The 16,212-nt window shown below is 64.6% G+C and carries 12 protein-coding genes; 4 read left to right on the plus strand and 8 right to left on the minus strand.

Annotation, left to right across the window (positions count from 1 at the left end; all coding sequences use genetic code 11):
- The first annotated feature begins 193 nt into the window (after window positions 1-193).
- On the plus strand, window positions 194-1,159 hold the full coding sequence (locus tag BH683_RS03875; RefSeq protein WP_084834960.1) for a type IV toxin-antitoxin system AbiEi family antitoxin domain-containing protein: 966 nt from the start codon (window positions 194-196) through the stop codon (window positions 1,157-1,159).
- On the opposite strand, the gene BH683_RS03880 is transcribed toward BH683_RS03875, so the two are convergent.
- The 5 genes from BH683_RS03880 to BH683_RS03900 form a co-directional block, all read right to left on the minus strand.
- Complete coding sequence (locus BH683_RS03880) at window positions 1,141-2,631, minus strand: NAD(P)/FAD-dependent oxidoreductase (RefSeq protein WP_084834961.1); 1,491 nt, start codon at window positions 2,629-2,631, stop codon at window positions 1,141-1,143. The genes BH683_RS03875 and BH683_RS03880 overlap by 19 nt on opposite strands.
- Window positions 2,632-2,673: 42 nt before the next feature.
- Window positions 2,674-3,759: a PDR/VanB family oxidoreductase gene (locus BH683_RS03885; protein WP_084834962.1), complete on the minus strand. Its 1,086-nt coding sequence runs from the start codon at window positions 3,757-3,759 to the stop codon at window positions 2,674-2,676.
- A gap of 47 nt (window positions 3,760-3,806) precedes the next feature.
- A complete protein-coding gene (locus BH683_RS03890; RefSeq protein ID WP_084834963.1) occupies window positions 3,807-4,712 on the minus strand; it encodes a metal-dependent hydrolase in 906 nt (301 codons plus the stop codon).
- Window positions 4,713-4,723: 11 nt separating this feature from the next.
- Entirely contained in the window at window positions 4,724-6,508 is a 1,785-nt protein-coding gene (locus BH683_RS03895; RefSeq protein WP_084834964.1) for an SDR family oxidoreductase, read from the minus strand.
- A 130-nt stretch (window positions 6,509-6,638) separates the two neighbouring features.
- Window positions 6,639-7,892: a pyridoxal phosphate-dependent aminotransferase gene (locus BH683_RS03900; RefSeq protein ID WP_084834965.1), complete on the minus strand. Its 1,254-nt coding sequence runs from the start codon at window positions 7,890-7,892 to the stop codon at window positions 6,639-6,641.
- Window positions 7,893-8,084: 192 nt separating this feature from the next.
- On the opposite strand from BH683_RS03900, the gene BH683_RS03905 reads away from it, so the two are divergent.
- Window positions 8,085-9,215 carry a GGDEF domain-containing protein gene (locus BH683_RS03905; RefSeq protein ID WP_168186960.1) on the plus strand — a complete coding sequence of 377 codons (1,131 nt, stop codon included), beginning with the start codon at window positions 8,085-8,087 and terminating at the stop codon, window positions 9,213-9,215.
- 2 nt (window positions 9,216-9,217) lie between these two features.
- Here BH683_RS03905 and BH683_RS03910 read toward each other — a convergent pair whose 3' ends face one another.
- The gene (locus BH683_RS03910; protein ID WP_084834967.1) at window positions 9,218-12,688 is read right to left on the minus strand and encodes a (Fe-S)-binding protein; all 3,471 of its coding nucleotides are present in this window, start codon (window positions 12,686-12,688) and stop codon (window positions 9,218-9,220) included.
- Window positions 12,689-12,875: 187 nt separating this feature from the next.
- Between BH683_RS03910 and BH683_RS03915 the strand changes: the two genes are divergently transcribed.
- A complete protein-coding gene (locus BH683_RS03915) occupies window positions 12,876-13,481 on the plus strand; it encodes an ElyC/SanA/YdcF family protein (protein ID WP_084834968.1) in 606 nt (201 codons plus the stop codon).
- Here BH683_RS03915 and BH683_RS03920 read toward each other — a convergent pair.
- Window positions 13,467-14,642 (minus strand): acyltransferase, encoded by a 1,176-nt coding sequence (locus BH683_RS03920; protein WP_348639209.1) that lies wholly within the window; start codon window positions 14,640-14,642, stop codon window positions 13,467-13,469. The two genes, BH683_RS03915 and BH683_RS03920, sit on opposite strands and share 15 nt — an antisense overlap.
- A gap of 193 nt (window positions 14,643-14,835) precedes the next feature.
- Between BH683_RS03920 and BH683_RS03925 the strand changes: the two genes are divergently transcribed.
- The gene (locus BH683_RS03925) at window positions 14,836-15,609 is read left to right on the plus strand and encodes a TSUP family transporter (RefSeq protein ID WP_084835007.1); all 774 of its coding nucleotides are present in this window, start codon (window positions 14,836-14,838) and stop codon (window positions 15,607-15,609) included.
- Window positions 15,610-15,751: 142 nt separating this feature from the next.
- Here BH683_RS03925 and BH683_RS03930 read toward each other — a convergent pair whose 3' ends face one another.
- On the minus strand, window positions 15,752-16,186 hold the full coding sequence (locus BH683_RS03930; protein ID WP_143695968.1) for a hypothetical protein: 435 nt from the start codon (window positions 16,184-16,186) through the stop codon (window positions 15,752-15,754).
- Between the last annotated feature and the right edge of the window lie 26 nt (window positions 16,187-16,212).

Consider the following 16,212-nt stretch of genomic DNA (forward strand, 5'->3'; position numbering starts at 1 on the left):
CCGGCCGAACAGGCCGAATAATCAAAAAACCCACACCTGTCTCAGACAGGTTGACAACTTCCGTCAAACGTGTGCGGATGACTCGACGGTGTGCATCTGCGTTTGTCCACAGTGTGGGGCGTGATCCACAAGCACGGCGTCAACAGGGGTTTGCGGTCTGGTCGGTCCTATCGGGCCGATCAAGATCGGGTCCATGGACTTCACACCAGATCCCGAGGACGGTCTCGTCCGTCGAAAAGAGTTTGTCGAGAACGGTGGTGATGCCGCCGAACTTCGACGTGACCACCGTCAAGGAAGGTTGGTACGCGTCACCCGCGGTGTGTACCGGACGGTCGACCCGGACGAGGACACCGCAGAACCGGTCTACGACGAGGCCTACCGGCAGCTCGTGATCGCCATTGCCGGCCGATCCACGGAACGGGTGGTCAGCCATTCGTCAGCTGCGGTGATCCACGGGCTGAATCAGCTGGCTCCGGATCAGCGGCGGGTCCACTTCTATGTTCGGGCCGGCGGGCGCCGGGGCCGTGAGGTGCATCTCCACACTGGTTCTCTGACGAGGTCCGATGTGACCGTGGTCGACGGGGTGCTGTTGACAAAGCTGGGGATCACGGCGTGCGATGTGGCTCGACAGGGATCATTTGCGCAGGCAGTTGTGGTCCTCGACCACGCGCTGCGTTTGGGGGTCGACAAAGCAGAGCTGACGTCGATCGTGGGGCGATCAGCAAAGAGTTCCGGCATCGCTGTGTTGCGTCGGGCATTGGACGTTGCCGACCGAAACTCGGAGTCGGTGGGTGAGTCGTTGAGCCGAAGCCTGTTCATCGAATGGGCCGACATTCCACTGCCGACGCTGCAGACGGAGTTCCACGACGAGAAGGGAATCCTGATCGCACGAGTGGACTTCGACTGGGAAGGAAAGGTGGTGGGTGAGTTCGACGGCAAGGTGAAGTACGAGAAGCACCGGCGGCCAGGCGAATCTGTGTCCGATGCGGTGATCCGGGAGAAACGTCGAGAGGACCGGCTGCGCGAGGAAGGGATCATGGTCATCAGGTGGGTGTGGGACGACCTAAGGAATCCGCAGTTGTTGCGCAGTCGAATTCGGAAGGTGCTCCACGGCGCCGGGGTGCTTTTGTGGCATCGAGGTCAGGCGGAGTACTCGTAGCCGCTCTTGAGCGCTTTGCGCAGCGAGATGATGGACTCGACGCGGCTCGACGGGCGTAGATACGGCGAATCGCCCTGGGCGTTGATGTAGTACGTGTTCGACCCCGCGCAGCGTGGACTGGCGAAGACGGTGCTGCGCACCCGTTTGCGCATCTTCTCGACGAACTCGTCCGTCTGTTCGTCGGTGGCGCTCACGCGGTTCGACCCGGCGGCCACCGCCTTCGCCACCACCTGCACGGCGTGGGTGACACACAACTCGATGGTGTCGAACCAGGAGAAGCCGATGACGCCATACGGTCCCGGTGCCAGGAACAGATTGGGGAAGTTCGGCACCGTGATCCCCTCGTAGGCGTGCATCCGCTCCGAGTCCCACGTCTGCCCGAGATCTTGCCCGCCGACCCCTCGGATCTCGTACGGCAGGTCGAAGATCTTGAAACCGGTGGCCAAGATCAGCGCATCCAGTTCCAGCTCACGTCCATCGGCGAATTCGATGCCGGCGTCGGTGATCTGAGCGATCGGGGAGGTTTCCAGGTCGACGTTGTCGCGGTTGAACGTCGGGAAGTAGTCGTTGGAGAACGACGGACGCTTGCAGGCGTAGCCGTAGTGCGGTGTGAGCTTCTCCCGGGTCTCGGCGTCCTTGACCGAGGCGCGCAGGTGCCGCAGACACAGCTTCTCCATCCCGCGGGTGATCGCGGGGAGTTGCTTGTTGTAGACCACGCCGAGCGTCTCGGCGATCTCGAAGGTCGAGTCGATCAGGAAGCGTGGCAGCAGTTGCAGTTTCGGGATCCGGCGGTACACCGAACGGAGGAATCCGGGGACGACGGCGTTCGGTTTGGGTAGTACCCAGATCGCGGTGCGCTGGATGACGGTGAGCTGCTCGACGTCGGGCGCGATGGTGGGGATGATCTGGATACCGGTGGCGCCGGTACCGATGATGGCGACCTTCTTGCCGGTCAGGTCGTAGTCGTGGTCCCAGGACGCCGATCGCAACACCTTGCCGGAGAAGTTCTCCAGCCCGGGCAGATTCGGGGTTGCCGGTGTCGACAGCGCGCCGTGGCAGGAGATCAGGAAACGTGCCGTGACGGTGTCGCCGCCCTCGGTCGTGATGGTCCACAGGTTGGTGGCGTCGTCGAACGTCGCGGAGACGACCGCGAAGCCGAACCGGATGTGCTTGCGGATGCCGTACCGCTCGGCGATGTCGCGGGCGTACTGCAGCAGCTCCGAACCCGGTGCGAAGATCTGCGACCATTCGGGGTTCAGGGCGAACTTGTAGGAGTACGTGACCGAGGGGATGTCGACCTCGACGCCGGGGTACCGGTTTGCAAGCCACGTTCCGCCCACGTCGTCGTTACGGTCGAAGATGACGTAATCGTCGATTCCGCGTTCCTGCAGTTTGATTCCGGCGGCGAGACCGCCGAAACCCGCGCCGACGATGGCAACGGTGTGGTCGGGGGTGGTGGCGGTTGACGCCATGAGGTGCTCCTTGGGCTGAGGGCAGTGTGGGGTGAGAACGTGCTAGAGGTCGAGGTGAAGGTGGTCGCCCTCGGCCCGGGAGACGCAGGTGAGCATCACCCCGGCGTCACGTTCGGGTTCGGTCAAGATGTTGTCGCGGTGCTCGACAGCGCCCGCGAGGACGCGGACCTTGCAGGTGCCGCAGAATCCCTGCTGGCAGGAGTAGGGCACCGACGGGAGGTCGCGGCGGATCGCGGCGAGTGCTGATTCCGTTGCGCTGACCGGGACCTGCACGCCGGACGACGCGAGGGTGACCGTGAACGGCCGGCCGTCCTCGACCGGCGGCGGGCTGAATCGCTCGAAGTGCAATTCCACATCCGCGCGACCGACCAGCGCGATCCGAATGCCCCCGAGCATGGGGACCGGGCCACAACAGTAGACCGCGGTCCCGGAGGCGATGGGGCCCAGCAGGTCTGCAGGGGTGGGGAGTCCGTGTTCGTCGTCGGTACGGATGGTGATCTTGTCGCCGTAGCGGGCGAGCTCGTCGAGGAAGGGCAGAGAATCGGTACTCCGGCCGGTGTAGACCATCGACCAGTCCAGGCCCAGTCGCTCGGCAGCCGCGAGCATCGGCAGGATCGGGGTGATCCCGATGCCGCCGGCGATGAAGCGCAGGCTGCGGGCGGGCGATCCGTACCCGGGCAGGGCCAACGGGAACGCGTTGCGAGGACCCTTGATCCGCAGGACATCGCCCTCGTCGAGGTCGTCGTGGACCTCGATCGAACCGCCTCCGCCGCCGGGGATCCGACGGACCGCGATGCGGTAGTGGTGGCGGTCGGCGGGATCACCGCAGAGTGAGTACTCGCGCATCCGGCCCGACGGCAGCAGCAGGTCGAGATGGGCTCCGGCGTACCACGGCGTGAGCTCTCCGCCGTCGAGCGCACCGAGCGTGAGTGCCACCACGTTGTCGTCACTGGCGACGACATCGCGCCGGACGATCCTCACCGCGGTGACGCGGCTGACCTGATCAGGCAGATCGAGGTGGGTCAGTTTGCCCCACAACGGAAACCAGACCTTGCCGATCGCACTGGCCAGCCGCATCGCCGGATCGTGCCGATACCGGCCCCACAGGTGTGGGGGCGGCGCCGTCATCGTGGTGGTGTGCGGATGGTGACGGTGATCAGAGTGGGTCGGGGGATTCACTTGTGCGCGGCCCGTGCTGCCGGCGACGACGCGAGATACGCCACCGCCTGGGACGTCGACCCGACCTGACTGGGCCGGAATGTCGGCTTGAAGTACGTGAACGTCGCGAAGATGATGGACCGCATGGTGGGCAGCAGACCCTTGCGGGCGCCACGGAAGTAGCCGAACCACTGCCGCACGTATCCGGTCCGGCCGGCAGGATCGTTGAGTGCGATGAAGCGGGTTCCGCGGTTGATCACGAAGAGCAGGGCGGGAAGCACTGCGAGCATGGCCCGTCCGCGTTTGAGGTAGCTGTCGCCGAAGTAGCTGGCCACGTCGTGGGCGACTTCCCGGTGTTCCACTTCTTCGGCGCCGTGCCAGCGGAACAGGTCGGTCATCGCGGGGTCGGCATTGTGCTCGGACCACGTGTTGTTCAGTGCGAAATCACCGAGGACCGCGGTGTAGTGCTCGATGGCGGCGATCAGCCACAGCCGTTCGACGAGATGTTTGTGCCGCACGTTGGGATCTGGGTGATTCGACGGGCCGAGCACCTTGCGGAACACCCATTCCATCTGTCGCTGGAAGGGCGTCGGATCAACGCCGTTGTTCTTCAGGAACTCCCACAGCACGCGGTCATGGGTCTCCGCGTGCATCGCTTCCTGGCCGATGAATCCGCGCATGGCGGAAGCCAGTTCCTCGTCCTTCACCAGCGGCAGGGTCTCGTTGTACGTCTGCACAAACCAGCGCTCGCCTTCGGGCAGGAGCAGGTTGAGCATGCTGATCACGTTGGACGAGACCGGGTGGTTCGGGATCCAGTGCAGCGGTGTGTCTTCCCATTCGAACTCCACATTGCGGGCGTGGAGTTCGACCGGACCCGGGTCGAAGTCGTGCGATGGCTGGTGCGCGTAGGCGGCGTTGGACATCGTTGTCCTCCTCAGAAGAGTTTGGTGCGGGCCATCCGGCGGGACAGGCCGGGTGCGAAGCGGTAGATGCGGTAACCGACCTTTGCCTCCACGGTGACCGGGACGACCGGGGCATTGGACTCGATCGCGCCGACGATGGCGGCAGCGACGCGGTCGGGCGTGAAGTTCCGCTTGTGATACATGCCGCTCATCTTGTCCTGCAACTGTTTTTGGCCATCGGCAGACGCCCCGGCGAACTCCGTTGCCGCCACGATGTTGGTGTCGACGATGCCCGGGCAGATCGCGGAGACCCCGATGCGGTGCTCTGCCAGTTCGGCCCGCAGCGATTCGCTGAACATCAGGACGCCTGCCTTTGTCGCGGAGTATCCGCCGAGGCCTTGTTGGGGTGTGAAGGCAGCGGCAGACGCGAGATTCACGATCTGGCCACCCAATCCGCGCTCCACCATCTTGCGGCCGAACACTCGGCTCCCCGTCATCACGCCCATGAGGTTGATGTCCACGAGACGGCGGATCTGCTCATCGGTTGCGTCGAGGACGTGCCCGGCGAGTCCGATACCCGCGTTGTTGATGACGATGTCGGCGACCCCGTGCTTCTTCGTCACCTCCTCCGCGAATGCCCCGAAGCCATCGGTGTCGGCGACGTCGAGGCGGTAAGCATGTGCGATGCCTCCACCGGAAGTGATTGTTGCAGCGGTCTTCTCGGCGGCGTCGAGGTTGATGTCGGCGAGGATCACCTCTGCCCCCTGCTCGGAGAGGAGATAAGCGGTCTCGCGTCCGATGCCGCTTCCTGCCCCGGTGATCACGGCGAGTTTGCCCGACTGCGGCTGATGTGCACCGTGTCTCCGGGCCCGGTCGATGATCGGTGATGAATCGGCCCCGCGGATCGACTCGATGAACTGCGTCGCGATGTCGGCGAGGTAGCCCGGGTTCGTATAGGGCAGCCAGTGCCCGGTGGGGGTGTCGATACGCCAGAGGCTGTCGGTGTACTCGTGAGTGTTCGCGAAGATCGCCTTGCGCAGCGCGATATCGCGGGTGTTGACGATCTCGAACACGGGGACCCTGGTGCTGCGCGGATTCGGAGAACCGAGGCGCTCACGGATGTTGGCGCGGTAGTAGCGCAGCCCGGAGACCGCGTCGGCGCGGAAGGTGGGCGCGAACTCGAGGTTGTTCGGGTCGGTGCCCTCGAGGGTGGCGAGGAACTTGCGCCAGACCGCGGGCCGCATCCCGGCGGCGAACAGCACCTTCGGGACGATCGGGAGCTGGAATACCGCGGTGTATGCCGAGGACAGGGCTTGGGACAGCGCTTGCGCCAGAGCCTTGGGGGTCGGACGTCGCAACTGCTCGCGGGTCCAGGCGCCGAGGTGATCGAGATTGGGCCCGGAGACCGACACGAACGACGCGATGCGGTCTTCGGCACCGGGCGTGGTGACGGCCTCCCAGGTCTGGACCGACCCCCAGTCGTGCGCGACCACGTGGACGGGTTCGTCCGGACTGACCGCATCTGCGACCGCGAAGAGGTCTGCCGCCAGTTCGGGCAGCCGGTAGGCCGCATCGCCGTTCGGGGCGTCACTCTCACCGTAACCGCGGGTGTCATAGGCAACGAGGTGGTACCGGGATGCGATGGCGTCGGCAACCGGTGCCCACAGTGCGTGGGTGTCGGGCCAGCCGTGGACGAGCAGAACGGTCGGACGATCCGCGGAGGGCTCGCCGAGCTCGAAGACGGCGAGCCGGACGCCGTCGCGTTCTACCGTGCGCCGGCGCCACCCGATCTGTGGCTTGTGATCGATTGCGGTCATCAACTCCCCTTTGAGCTCGCGTGATGGACTAGACGTTACCAGCCGTCACACTTAAATCAAGGGGCGCTGAACTGCGAAAACCCACCCGGGGAAACCTCGCGGGTGGGTTTTCAGTGCTCAATCGCCGGTGCTACTGCTTATAACTGGACAAGAAATTGCCCATCCGTTCCACCGCGTCGGACAGATCCCGGGCCCACGGCAGCGTCACGACCCGGAAGTGATCGGGACTCGGCCAGTTGAAGCCCGTGCCCTGCACGACGAGGATCTTCTCGCGCAGGAGCAGATCGGTCACGAACTTCTCGTCGTTGTGGATCTCGTGGACCTCGGGGTCAAGCCGCGGGAAGGCGTACAGCGCGCCCATCGGCTTCACGCAGCTGACCCCGGGTATCTCGTTGAGCTTCTCCCACGTCACGTTGCGCTGTTCGAGCAACCTGCCGCCGGGCAGGACCAGCGCGTCGATGCTCTGATATCCACCGAGTGCGACCTGGATCGCGTGCTGACCGGGCACGTTCGAGCACAGCCGGGTGGAGGCCAGCATCTTCATGCCGTCGACGAAACCGCGGGCGTGGTCCTGGGGTCCGGTGATCGCGACCCAGCCGGCCCGGTAACCGCAGACCCGGTAAGCCTTCGACAGGCCGTTGAAGGTGAGACACAGCAGGTCCGGCGCGAGCGAGGCCAGGTTGATGTGCTTGGCGTCGTCGTAGAGGATCTTGTCGTAGATCTCGTCTGCGAGCAGCAACAGCGAGTGCTTGCGGGCCAGTTCGACGATCTGCGTGAGGATCTCGCGCGAGTAGACCGCGCCGGTGGGGTTGTTCGGATTGATCACGAGCAACGCCTTGGTGCGAGGTGTGATCTTGGATTCGATGTCGGCGATGTCGGGATTCCAGCCGTTCGCCTCGTCGCACATGTAGTGGATGGCCTTGCCGCCGGACAGGGCTGTCATCGCGGTCCACAGCGGGTAGTCCGGGGATGGGATGAGGACCTCGTCGCCGTCATCGAGCAATGCCTGCATCGTCATGGTGATCAGCTCGGAAACGCCGTTGCCGAGGATCACGTCATCGACGTCGAAGTAAGGGAAGTCGGGGAGCAGTTCGTACCGGGTGACGACCGCGCGGCGGGCCGGCAGCACACCCATCGATTCGCTGTATCCCTGTGAGTACGGCAGGGCGTGGATCATGTCGCGCATGATGACGTCCGGGGCTTCGAAGCCGAACTGGGCGGGATTGCCGATGTTCAGCTTGAGGATCCGATGGCCCTCGGCCTCGAGGCGCGCGGCCTGGGCGGTGACCGGCCCGCGGATCTCGTAGGCGACGTTGCGAAGCTTCGCCGATTGCTCGAGGGGTTTGAGGTCGCTGTGCACATGCGAAACGTGGGGTCTGCTCACGCCTCTTATGTTGCCAGCACAGGGCAAGTAGGTTTTGCTCCCTGGCGTTATTGGTAACAAATAGGGACCCGCAGGCCGTTTTCGTGCGAAGAATTGTCATTACTTCAAACCTGGGTCACTATAGGAAATCGGCAGATGAGCGGGTCGGGTCCCAGTTGTCATCAGCATTTATTTGACGTATCACGAGGTCCGATGCCGAACCGTTTTGACGATCTGCAGCGTGAGCAGCGGCATGTCCTCAATCAGATTCGGGTCCGCGAACGTCTGATTCGCTACAGCATTGCGATGTTCGTGCCGGTCTTCGGTGCCGTCGCGGTGCTGGCCACGTACGCCGACGACGGCGAGGCGTCGACGCTGCGGATGGTGATCGTGTACGTGACGGCGGTGTCGACCATCCCGATGGCCGTGGTCATGAGCCGCGTCGACCTGGGCCCGGTCTGGTGGTCGAAGCAGGCCACGATCCCCGGTATCAATACGGCTTTCCTCGCCTATGCCGACATCGGCGTCACCGTCGTTCTGATCACGTTCGTCAACCCCTCGGCGGCGTTGCACGGCACCGCCCTCTTCGCGATCATCGGCTGTTACGCGGCACACTTCGTTACGCACCGGGTGCGAATCGTCCACATGGTGTTCACCAGCGTCGTGGTGTGCGCACTCGGCCTCGACATGTGGTTGATCGGGGATGATCTCGGCGGAGCCTGCTATCGGGTGGCGGTGTCACTGTTGGCGATCAACGGAACCGTCTTCTTGCTGAGCATCTATACCGACGACTTTCAGCACGCTCTTCGCACCCAATTGAAGTTGGCGAACACGGACTCCTTGACCGGGCTGTTCAACCGCCGCGGCTTCGAGTACTGGGCCGGTTCCATGGTCACGCCCGCGACCCGCAACTTCGGCGTGGTGGTCGCAGACATCGACAACTACAAACTGCTCAACGATCGGTTCGGACACGACGTCGGCGACCAGATCCTCCGGCGGATAGCCGAGAGCCTGCGAGGCGTGACCGGAGAATATGCCGTGTTGGCGCGCGTGGGCGGCGACGAGTTCGCGTTCGCCACCGACCTCGACCGCGACGCGCTGGTGGCACTCGCCGAGCGCATGCGCTTGAGGTCCTCGAGTTTTTGGCACGGGCAGCCGGTCACCATCAGCGTCGGGGTTGCTTCCTGCCGGCTACGGGGTCCGGGTACCACCACGCGTACGGACGAGAGAAGGATCCTCGACGTCGCGATCAACGCCGCGGACGAGGCCCTCTACCTGGCAAAACAGGCCGGCCGCAACCATGTCCGGGTAGTGGACGTGGATGCGGCCGGAAATCCTGCCTGATCTCAGCGTTTACCGGGGCGCTTCTTACCCGCCGCGATACCGAAACCCTTCGCCTTGCTGGTCCCGGCCTCCGTGAGCGTCGCGGCGTCAGCCGGACCTGAGCCGTTGGTGGTCGGCTCCTCGGGTGCAGACTCGGGGGCTACTTCGGCTTCGGCCTCGGGCGTGGCCTCTGGCTCTGCAGGCGCCTCTGGCTCGGGCTCTGCGTCCGCCTCCGCCTCAGGCTCAGGATCCGGCTTCGATTCCGCCTTCGCCGCTGCCTTGGGAGCACCCGGACGCTTCGCCTTGCCACCCATCGCCAGGCCCTTGACCGGAGCCGCCGGTTCCGCCGGCGCCTCTGGCTCGGCAGCCGACTCGGCCTCGACCGGTTCCGGGGTGGCCTGGGCCGTCTCCGGCTCAGGCTCTGGCTCAGGTTCTGGCTCGGACTTGGCCTCGGGGGCCGGCGCCTTTGCCTTCGCGCCGGGCTTGGGAGCTCCCGGACGCTTCGCCTTGCCGCCGATGGCGAGTCCCTTGACCGGGACCGCAGGCTTGTCGTCGACCTGTGCTTCCTCCGTGGCCGGGGCCTCTTCGGTGACCGTGGCTTCTTCCGTGGCCGGGGCCTCGTCGGTCGCCGGTGCGGAATCGGCCTCCGGTGCAGCCTTCTTGGCTGCCGCACCTGGCTTCTTCGCCGCGCCGCCCGGTTTCGGGGCGCCAGGACGCTTCGCGCCGCCACCGATGGCGAGACCCTTCACCGGTGCAGCCGGCTTGTCGGCGGCTTCCTCGGTTGCGGTGTCGCTCGCCGTCGCGGTGGCCTCCGTGGTCTCGGTGTCCGCAGGCTTGGCTTCTGCGGCCGGCTTCGCGCCACCCGGCTTCTTTGCCGCACCACCGGGCTTCGGGGCTCCGGGACGCTTGGCGCCGCCGCCGATCGACAGTCCCTTCGCCGGTGCCGCTGCCTTCTCCTGCGCCGCGGGGGCTTCGGGTTCGGCTGCCTTCGCGGCACCCGGCTTGGGCGCTCCGCCTGGCTTCGGGGCTCCGCCGCCTGGCTTCTTCGCCGCGCCACCCGGTTTGGGGGCTCCGCCACCTGGCTTCTTGGCGCCGCCGCCGATACCGAGACCGCCGCCGACCTTGGGCTTCTCCTTGGTCTCGGTGGCAGCAGGCGCCGAGGCCTTCGCAGGCTCGGGCGCGGGCTTCTCGGTGACCTTCTCTTCCGGCTCGAGCGTCGGAGCCGACAGGCCGAGCGACGCCGCGCCGAGGAAGCGTCCGCCACGCTTGATCTCCGGGGCGCCGCGCTTGACGGCCTCCAGGATCAGTTGCGAGACATCGACGACCTCGACCTTGCCTTCCTTCTCGGTTCCCGAGGTCTGCGCGGTCACGCCGTCGGACAGCATCACCTTGCAGAACGGGCAGCCGGTGGCAACCTTCTGCGGCTTCTCCCCGCCACCCAAGGTGCCCAGCGCCTCATCGACCCGGTCGATGTTGATGCGCTTGCCGATGCTCTCTTCCATCCACATACGAGCACCGCCGGCGCCGCAGCACATCGACCGCTCGCCGTGCCTCGGCATCTCCTTGAGGGTTGCTCCGGACGCGGCCATCAGCTCGCGCGGCGCACCGTAGACCTTGTTGTGCCGGCCCAGGAAGCAGGGGTCGTGATAGGTGATGTCCTCGTTGACCTCGGCGACCGGGATCAGCCGCTTGTCGCGGATCAGCCGGTTCAGCAGCTGTGTGTGGTGTACGACCTCGTACTTGCCACCGACCTGCGGGTACTCGTTGCCCAGGGCGTTGAAGCAGTGGGCGCAGGTGACGACGATCTTCTTCTTCTGCTGTGGTGCCGTCGCGAACACCTCGCCGAGCATCTCGATGTTCTGTTGCGCGAGCATCTGGAACAGGAACTCGTTGCCCGCGCGGCGGGCCGAGTCGCCGGTGCAGGTCTCACCTTCGCCGAGAACGAGGAAGTCGACGGCCGCGATGTCGAGGAGTTCGGCGACAGCCTTGGTGGTCTTCTTGGCCCGATCCTCGTAGGCGCCGGCGCAGCCGACCCAGAACAGGTACTCGAAGCCTTCGAAGCTCTCGACATCCTGGCCGAAGACCGGGATCTCGATGTCCATCTCGTCGATCCACTTGGTGCGGTCCTTCGAGTTCTGGCCCCAGGGGTTGCCCTTGTTCTCGAGGTTCTTGAACAGGCCGGCGAGTTCGGACGGGAAGTCCGAATCGATCAGCACCTGATAGCGGCGCATGTCGATGATGTGATCGACGTGCTCGATGTCGACGGGGCACTGTTCCACGCAGGCGCCGCATGAGGTGCAGCTCCACAGCGTCTCGTTGTCGATGACGGCACCGGTGGCACCTTCGCTCTCGCCGACGAGCTTGCGCTCGGCCTCGAGACGGGCGGCCTCGGGGATGGCGTCCAGCTTGTTCTGCAAGACATTGCCTTCGGCGTCGACGAGGCCCACCTCGTCGCCACCGAGGTCTTTCTTGCCGCCGGCGAGAAGGTACGGCGCCTTGGCCTGACCGTGATCGCGCAACGACATGATGAGCAGCTTGGGAGAGAGCGGCTTACCGGTGTTCCAAGCCGGGCACTGGCTCTGGCAACGACCGCACTCGGTGCAGGTGGAGAAGTCGAGCCAGCCCTTCCACGAGAAGTCTTCGATCTTGCCGGCGCCGAATGCGTCGACGTCGGGGTCGGCGCTCTCCATGTCGAGCACCTTGCCCGCCGACATCATCGGCTTGGCGGCACCGAGGGCGACTCCGCCGTCGTCTTCGCGCTTGAAGTAGATGTTGAAGAACGCCGAGAAGCGGTGCCAGGCGACACCCCAGTTGATGTTCCGGCCGACGACAGCGAGCCAGATCATGCCGGACATCAGCTTGATCAGCGCGAAGATCGAGACCATGATCGCGCTCGCAGGCAGGAGCTTGGCGACCTGCATCGTGAAGAAGTCGGACCCGGCGTTCGCGTGTCCGTACGTGGCGATCTTGCCGGCCTTCACGAAGACCATGCCGAGACCTTCGAGCAGCACCACGATCTCGACGAAGTAGGCGGCGCCGAAGTTGGAGCCGCTGAAGCGGGACAGCCGCTCGGGCACCCGGGGGTGATTGAGCTGGCGGATCGCGATCAGGACCAGGACGCCGATGACGGTGCCGAGACCCAAGATCTCGTCCAGCAGGTGCCAGGCGAACGTATCGCCGAACAGCGGCCAGTGGAACTCGGGATCGAACACCTGGCCGTAGGCCTCGAACCACAGCAGTGCGCCGAGGAGGAAGCCGACCATCACCAGCCAGTGCGCCCAGCCGACCGTACGGAATTTGGCCATGCGCGTGTGAGCGATGAACTCGATCATCATCTGCTTGAAACGGGGCCAGATCGGGAAAATCCTGGTGGTGTCCTTCTGCCCCTGCGCGATGGTGCGGATCATTCTCCACACCCCGCCGAAGAACAGGGCCCAGCACACCAGGCTGGCCAGGGCGGCAATGGTGCCGATGGTGATCGTCGCGGTCGTCACGGCGTCACGGCCTTTCTCTATGGAACTTCACGACCAGTGGTACGGCTATTTCGCACAGTGGCCGTTCGTTCACCCGGGATGGCAGAACACGGCTCGCGCAGTGTTCTCCACTAGGTACGTTAAGGCTTGTCTTCGCAGCACTATTGCGCAGGTTGGCCTAAGTTACTAATCGGTAAGATAGTTTGTGATGTCCGCCATAACTCGCACAAGAATTCTACTGCTGATCGGCGTCTCGATGGGGACCGTCCAGTTCGTGATCGCAAGCGCGGCAACGTGGATCTACGTCATGGCATTCGATCGCGAGTTCGATGTCCCGGATGCCCCGTCGGCGCCGGTGGCGCTGGTGCTCGGCTCCAAGGTCTCCGATGGCGAACCGGGGTCGTACGTACGCGGCAGGCTGGATTCTGCGCTCGAGCTGTACCGCGACGGGCGGGTCCAGCGGATCTTGAACTCAGGTAACGGGGACCGGGCGGCGGGGGACGAACCGCAGGTCATGCGCAGTTATCTGGAGCAGCGTGGCGTTCCCGCCGCAGCCATCACCGACGACCCCGAGGGCTTTGACACGGCGGCGAGTTGTCGGCGTGCCCGCGATGTCTACGACGTCGAGGCGGTGTTGATCGTCACGCAGGACTTCCATCTCGGTCGGGCGATCGGATTGTGCCGCGACATCGGGATCGATGCGCAGGGTGTCTACGCCGGGTGCGAGTGTGCGCCGTGGACGTTCGCCCGCAACCACATTCGCGAGACCGTGCTGGCCGGACCGCGCGCGCTGCTCACCTCACTGACGAACTGAGCTGCGCTCTTCGACCTCGGTGACGACGTCGTCGTCCTGGGTCTCGGCAGCTGCGGGACGCTCACGCTTCTTCTTGAGCGGTAGCCGGGGGCGACCGGTCAGGTACGACGAGCCCGGGAGGCGGCGAAGGATCTCGACGAGGAGCAGCGAACAGGCGATCGTGCCGACGTACATCAGGATGGTCGCCCAGGGTGCACCGAGGGTGTTGATCCAGGGCTCACCGTTCTTCTGCGGGTACAGGATGAAGAAGATGAAGATGGCGTGACACAGGAAGACGCTGAAGGACCGATTGGATGCGTACTTGACCACGCGGTCGAAGAGCGGCGTGCTCTCCCGGTGGCTGTCGGCCCAGTGCTGACCGATCGCGTAGAGGCACCCGATCGCGACGAGGATGAACGGGATCAGGGTCGGCTGGAACGCTGCGCTCGCGTAGATGGCGCGCTCACCGCCGGCGACCCGCATCAGATACGTGACCTGCGCGAATGCGCCGGTGACGACGAGTGCCGCGAACAGCCACCAGCCTTTGCCCCGGAGCCAGAGCCGAATGGCCTCTCGATGCACCGCGACGACCGCGCCGAGGAAGATCAGGAACTGATATGGCACGAAGGTTGCGTAGTAGTGCCACCAGATGCCCGCGATGCTCGCCGGGGGCTGCCAGTAGGTGATGACCGACGTGACCGCGATCTGGACGCCCAGGCTGGCCGCGAGCAGTGCGACGTGGTGGTGACGCGTCTTGCGGACCAACCACAGCACCAGTGGGAACAGCAGGTAGACCTGCAGCATCACGAACAGGAAGTACATGTGGAAGCCCGACAGGCCCCACTTGAGCAGGTCCCAGAACTCATCGAGGCTGCCCGGGATGTCTTTCGTACGTCCGTGGGCCCACATGTCCTCGACGGCCCAGTAGACGAACGACCAGATCAGGTACGGGAAGATCACCAGTTTCATCCGGCGGCGCCAGAAGTCTATCGACCGGAAATCGACCTTGTCGAAGTTCTGGTGCATGAGCACAAAACCAGTCAGCGCAAAAAAGGTGTTGCGGGTGAAATGAAGCAGCAGAGTCGTCGAATTGACGGGGACGCTGTCCCACTCGTCTGTCGTCGCAGTCAGGCAGTGCACGAAGATGACCAGCGAAAACGTGGTGGCCCGGATCAGATCCACGTGGTGAAGATAAGTGCGCTTATCAGATTTTCGGGGGGGGTCGTGCGTCAGGTCCTGCGTCACAGGTGCGGGCGGAGGTCGAGGCAGTCATCGCGGTACAGCATGCCGTATAACCCTGAGTTTTCGCTGGGCGGGAGGGGTTCCTCACATCGGGTGGTTACCGTGATCGAGTGCTTTGTGACGGGTGTTGCCGATGATTCCCGACTGGGACGTCCTGGTTCTGCTGCTTGCCGCCGCGGGCGTCGCGGGGTGGATCGACGCGGTGATCGGGGGCGGTGGGCTGGTGCTCATCCCCGCGTTGTTGATCGCCTTTCCGGGAGCCCCGCCCGCGAGCGCGCTGGGAACCAACAAATTGGCCGCGATCTGGGGGACAGGCGCGGCGGCCATCACCTATTCACGTGTCACCGCCATCCCGCGCCGGCTGGCGCTGATCTCTGTGCCGATCGCATTCGTGTGTTCGGCGGCAGGCGCTCTGTCGGCGAAAGCGGTGTCGACCGAGATCATCCGCCCGGTCGTGATCGTGCTGATGCTCGCGGTGGGCATCTTCGTCGCTGTTCGCCCGTCATTCGGTAGCAACACCGGTGAGAGTCCGCCTCTCACGGCGAAACAGACCGTCGCGGGTTGTGTTGCCTTCGCCGTGATCGGTTACTACGACGGCATTTTCGGTCCCGGTACCGGGATGTTCCTCATCATCGCGTTGACGGCGCTGTTGTCGCGGAACTTCATCGAGAGCGCGGCGCTGGCCAAGATTGCCAACACTGCCACCAACCTCGGTGCTCTGGTCGTCTTCTCGATCGGCGGAAATGTCTGGTGGGCTCTGGGTTTCATGCTTGCTGTCGCCAACACCGGTGGCTCGCTCCTGGGATCGCGGACTGTGCTGAACCGCGGTACCGGCGTCATCCGGGCCGCGTTGCTGGTGGTGGTGGTCGTGATGTCCGCGAAACTTGCCTGGGATCAATGGGGCTGACCCGCCGACCGTGCCGTTGTTGACGCCGACCGTGCCCTTGTTGACGCCGACCGTGCCGTTGTTGACGCCGACCGTGCCGAAACTCGATCCGAATGTGCTCTTGTCGTGTTCCGGGGCGCTCGTGTGAGCGAGTGGACCGCGGCTACCCAGCTCCTCCGCGCTCCCACATGAGAGGGCAGTATTTCCACGCTCCTGCTTCGCGGACGAAGTTCCAACCAGAGTTGATACGTTCGGCGTCCGAAGCCGATTCGCCTGGCGCACTGTGGAAGGTCTGTGCGTCGACGCGTGCGTTGGCGCCCTCAATCGTGATCGCTCGAACGTCGACCACGGTGGTGGTCCCTGGTTCAGGCGGAAGCGAAGGTGCCAATTCGCAGGAGAGCGCCTCGATTGTCTGCGACTCCCCACTGTTCAGGGCGTCGATGAAGACCGTGAACGCGCGCCGTACCTCCTCGCTCCCCGGCGCCCACGAAACTCGGCTGTCGTCGGTGTTCACCCTTTCGCCAGGTGAGCACCCCACCAAGAAAGACGCGGCAACAATCGCGACACCCGTCATCGCTCCGAGTGGTGTACCCCTCATGACCTGAAGTCTCTCATCAGATCGCG

Source organism: Williamsia sp. 1138 (assembly GCF_002095435.2).
Lineage (GTDB): Bacteria > Actinomycetota > Actinomycetes > Mycobacteriales > Mycobacteriaceae > Williamsia.

What these genes read in the sequence shown, in the direction of transcription:
- BH683_RS03930 (WP_143695968.1), bottom strand. Translation starts at nt 16,186, where the DNA reads ATGAGGGGTACACCACTCGGAGCGATGACGGGTGTCGCGATTGTTGCC.
- BH683_RS03925 (WP_084835007.1), top strand. Translation starts at nt 14,836, where the DNA reads ATGATTCCCGACTGGGACGTCCTGGTTCTGCTGCTTGCCGCCGCGGGC.
- BH683_RS03885 (WP_084834962.1), bottom strand. Translation starts at nt 3,759, where the DNA reads ATGACGGCGCCGCCCCCACACCTGTGGGGCCGGTATCGGCACGATCCG.
- BH683_RS03890 (WP_084834963.1), bottom strand. Translation starts at nt 4,712, where the DNA reads ATGTCCAACGCCGCCTACGCGCACCAGCCATCGCACGACTTCGACCCG.
- BH683_RS03915 (WP_084834968.1), top strand. Translation starts at nt 12,876, where the DNA reads ATGTCCGCCATAACTCGCACAAGAATTCTACTGCTGATCGGCGTCTCG.
- BH683_RS03880 (WP_084834961.1), bottom strand. Translation starts at nt 2,631, where the DNA reads ATGGCGTCAACCGCCACCACCCCCGACCACACCGTTGCCATCGTCGGC.
- BH683_RS03905 (WP_168186960.1), top strand. Translation starts at nt 8,085, where the DNA reads ATGCCGAACCGTTTTGACGATCTGCAGCGTGAGCAGCGGCATGTCCTC.
- BH683_RS03895 (WP_084834964.1), bottom strand. Translation starts at nt 6,508, where the DNA reads ATGACCGCAATCGATCACAAGCCACAGATCGGGTGGCGCCGGCGCACG.
- BH683_RS03875 (WP_084834960.1), top strand. Translation starts at nt 194, where the DNA reads ATGGACTTCACACCAGATCCCGAGGACGGTCTCGTCCGTCGAAAAGAG.